At 57.4% G+C, this 3,926-nt stretch carries 3 protein-coding genes; all 3 read left to right on the top strand.

What is annotated here, in order from left to right:
* Window positions 1-147: 147 nt before the first annotated feature.
* The 3 genes from ATY76_RS19220 (at window position 148) to ATY76_RS19210 (ending at window position 3,781) form a co-directional block, all read left to right on the top strand.
* Complete coding sequence (locus ATY76_RS19220) at window positions 148-1,134, top strand: LacI family DNA-binding transcriptional regulator (protein WP_088676335.1); 987 nt, start codon at window positions 148-150, stop codon at window positions 1,132-1,134.
* Window positions 1,135-1,222: 88 nt separating this feature from the next.
* On the top strand, window positions 1,223-2,161 hold the full coding sequence (locus ATY76_RS19215) for a substrate-binding domain-containing protein (RefSeq protein WP_088676334.1): 939 nt from the start codon (window positions 1,223-1,225) through the stop codon (window positions 2,159-2,161).
* A gap of 75 nt (window positions 2,162-2,236) precedes the next feature.
* Window positions 2,237-3,781 carry a sugar ABC transporter ATP-binding protein gene (locus tag ATY76_RS19210; protein ID WP_088676333.1) on the top strand — a complete coding sequence of 515 codons (1,545 nt, stop codon included), beginning with the start codon at window positions 2,237-2,239 and terminating at the stop codon, window positions 3,779-3,781.
* Window positions 3,782-3,926: the final 145 nt, after the last annotated feature.

Raw genomic sequence — 3,926 nt, 5'->3', positions numbered from 1 at the left:
GCATCGAGCCCGACTGGGTCGCCCGCGTCTGCCTCGACTATCTGAAGCCGATCGTCGATGCCGCAAATGCAAAGGCGCAAAACACAAAATAATCCACCGATTGAAGTCAGGATGTAATCGTTAACATCAGGTGCTTGGGACTGCGATATGACGAAACCACCAACCATACGTGATGTCGCACGTCTCTCGGGCGTCTCGACCGCCACCGTCTCGCGTTACTTCTCGGGAAAGACCAACGCGCTTGCTCCTCGCACGATCGAGAGCGTCCGTCAGGCGGCGAAGGTTCTCGGATACACCCCCTCCGAAATCGGCCGTTCTTTACGGCTTGCTCAAAGCCGCGTCGTGGTCATGCTGGTGCCGGACGCGACCAACCACTTCACCGCCGACATCGCCGTATCGGTGGAAAGCGCGCTCAAGGGTATCGGCCTGTCGATGGTCCTGGCCAACACCGGCGAAAACGCCGCGCAGCAGGATCGCCTTCTCGCCGACGCTCAAGGACTGCGCGCGCGCGCGATCGTATTGCAGGGCGCGATTGATACACCGAGGCTTCGCGAACTGGTGACGACGCAGGGCAACCTGATCTTCGCAAACCGGCGGCCAGCGCAGGGAATTATCGCTCCTTATGTGGGCATCGATAACTTCCAGGCCGGGCTGGCGGTCGGGCACTACTTCATCGCGCGTGGCTATGAGAACTGGGTCGCGATCCACGGCCCGCGTCATTATTTTGGCAGTACTGCGCGATTGGACGGTTTCATCGCCGGCGTGGGCGATGCCTCGCGCGTACTGCAGTTCGAGAGCCCCTACACGATGCAGGCCGGCTACGAACATGCCTGCCGACTTCTCGACCACGAACGGAAGAAATACAGCGTCTTCTGCGCAAACGACATGATCGCGTACGGTTTCTATCGGGCGGCTATGGAGCGCAATCTTCGTGTACCCGACGACCTTGTCATCTTCGGCTTCGACGACAACCGCCTGAACGAGTGGTTGGCTCCTTGGTTGACCACGGTGAAGGTGCCGGCACTCGAATTCGGTCCGGCGATCGCCGAGTTGATCGAAATGCCCAAACCGGGTTTCGAGGACGGTCGAAATATAATTTTGCCATTCGAGCTGAAGGTTAGGCAATCCGCCTGAACCATGAGGAGCCCTCATTGCAGGAGGGCGCAGACGTTCCGGAGAACAATCGGGTGCTGCCGGACACCCATTTGAAGGGGAATAGATAATGAATCGAATGATTATCCTGACAGCGTCCATGGCATTTCTTGGATCCGCAGCTTTCGCCGGCGACATTGGCGTTAGCATATCTCACAGCGATTCAAACCTTGCCGTTCTCGTCAAGGGTATCAAGGACAGGGCTGCACAATCGAACCAGCCGCTGCAAATCGAATTTGCCAAAGGCGACGTCAATCGCCAGCTGTCGCAGGTTCAGAATTTCATCGCTGCAAAAGTCGACGCGATCATCGTCAATACGGTCGAAACGTCTGCCACGCCGACAATGACGAAGCTCGCTGTCGACGCGGGCATCCCGCTCGTCTACGTGAACAACACGCCAAGTGACGTCAACGAACTCGGCCCGAAGGCCGCATTCGTCGGTTCCGACGAGAAGGTTGCCGGCACGCTGGAAGCACAGGAAGTGTGCCGCGTCCTCAAGGCGCGCGGGAAGGCTGATGCCGCAGACATCCTGATCATTCAAGGCGTGCTCGCCAATGAAACTGCGGTATTGCGCAGCCAGGCCGTGCACGATGTTGCTGCGACGGCAGAATGCAATTTCATGAAGATCATCGACGAGCAATCGGCAAACTGGGATCCAGTGAAGGCCCAGGATTTGGTGACGAACTGGATCACAGCGGGATACAAGCCGGCCGCGATCATTTCGAACAATGACGAGATGGCCATCGGTGCGATCAATTCGCTCAAAGCGTCCGGGTTTGACGCCTCAGAGGTGGTCGTGGCCGGCGTCGATGCCACTAAGGAAGCGATGCAATACATGAAGAACCGCGATCTCCAGGTCACCGTTTTTCAGGATGCTATCGGACAAGGCGCCGGATCGGTCGACGTCGCCATGAAACTTGCAAGGGGCGAGAAGGTCGAGTCGCCACTCTGGATTCCCTACGAGCTGGTCAATCCATCGAACGTCGAAAGCTATCTCAGCCGGAACTAGCATCCAACGAACGGCAGGCGCGCGCAGGGTGCGCCTGTCGATCTCAGCAGACGGGTCATGGAAGGGCTTGGTCAAATGAAGACAGTCTCCCCCTCAACTATCAGGGCTGTAAGAGAGAGCGGAGCCGTTCCGACAGCCGAATATCTCCTGCAGGTCGAAAACGTCCGCAAGGAATTCGCCGGGAACGTTGCCCTCGATAACGTCTCCTTCCGGCTTCGTCGCGGAACGGTCCACGCCCTTATGGGTGAGAACGGCGCGGGCAAGTCAACCTTGATGAAGATCATCGCCGGCATCTACACGCCCGATGCCGGAGAATTCTATCTCAACAACCTTCCGATCAAACTGCGCAGCCCGCTTGATGCGCTCGACAACGGCATTGCGATGATTCACCAGGAACTTAACCTGATGAATCATATGACGATCGCGGAAAATATCTGGATTCGCCGCGAACCGCGAAACCGCTTCGGCCTTGTCGATCATCGCGAACTGCGGGCCAGCACCTACCGCCTGTTCAAGGAACTCGGAATCGATCTTGATCCCGACGAGAGGGTGGGACAGCTATCGGTGGCAAGCCGACAAATGGTCGAGATCGCAAAAGCCGTCTCCTACCAGTCAGACGTCCTCATTATGGACGAACCGACGTCGGCGCTGACCGAACGCGAAGTCGAGCACCTGTTTCGCATCATTCGCACGCTCAGAGAGCAAGGCAAAGGCATCATCTACATCACGCACAAGATGAACGAGCTGTTCGAGATCGCCGACGAGGTATCGATCTTCAGGGACGGCAGGCACATTGCCACCAAGGCATCCAATGATCTGACGCGTGACGAAGTCATTCGCATGATGGTCGGGCGCGAAATTTCACAGATGTTTCCAAAGGTGGAAGCGAAGATCGGGGACGTCGTTCTAAGCGTTCGAGATCTCCGTCTGAAGGGTGTATTCGAGGACGTGTCATTCGATCTCCATGCCGGCGAAATCCTCGGAATTGCAGGACTGGTCGGCGCCGGCCGTTCGAATATTGCCGAAACGATCTTCGGTGTGACCCCCGCGACTTCGGGAACCATAGCCATCGGCGGCAGAGAGATCAGAATTACCTCTCCGGGCATCGCCATGGCGAACGGCATGGCGTTTCTGACCGAGGACCGCAAGGAATCGGGCTGTTTCCTGCTTTTGGATATCCAACAGAACATGCAGTTGGCGGCGCTCCATGGCGGGTATGTCAAGCACGGTTTCGTGCAGCAGAAGCGCCTTTCCGAAGAATGCGAAGAGATGAAAACCACGCTGCGCGTGAAAACTCCGAGCATGGGCGAGAAGATCCTCAACCTTTCCGGCGGCAACCAGCAGAAAGTGCTGATCGGTCGCTGGCTGCTGACAAAACCCAAGGTGCTCATCCTTGATGAACCAACCCGCGGGATCGATGTCGGCGCCAAGGCGGAGATCCATCGAATGATCTCCACGCTCGCTTCCACAGGGGTCGCCGTGATCATGATCTCCTCCGAACTCCCGGAGATTCTCGGCATGAGCGACCGTATCCTCACGATCCGTCAAGGACGACTGGCGGGCATCCTCGACCGCGCGGATGCCGACCAGGTCAAGATCATGGAGCTCGCCGCACAATGACGACAACTTCTGAAGTCCCAGGATTGGTAGACAAGCGCGCCGTTAAGCGGAAGTTCAAGAGCGAAATGTCGATGGCTTTCGTGCTCCTCGGCATCGCGCTGATCTTCGAGGTGCTTGGTTGGATTTTCGTCGGCGCGTCGTTTCT

This window comes from Rhizobium sp. R339 (genome assembly GCF_002211395.1).
Taxonomy (GTDB): domain Bacteria; phylum Pseudomonadota; class Alphaproteobacteria; order Rhizobiales; family Rhizobiaceae; genus Rhizobium.
Note: the sequence above shows the minus strand (reverse complement) of the source record. Positions and strands in the feature narration are given on the sequence as shown.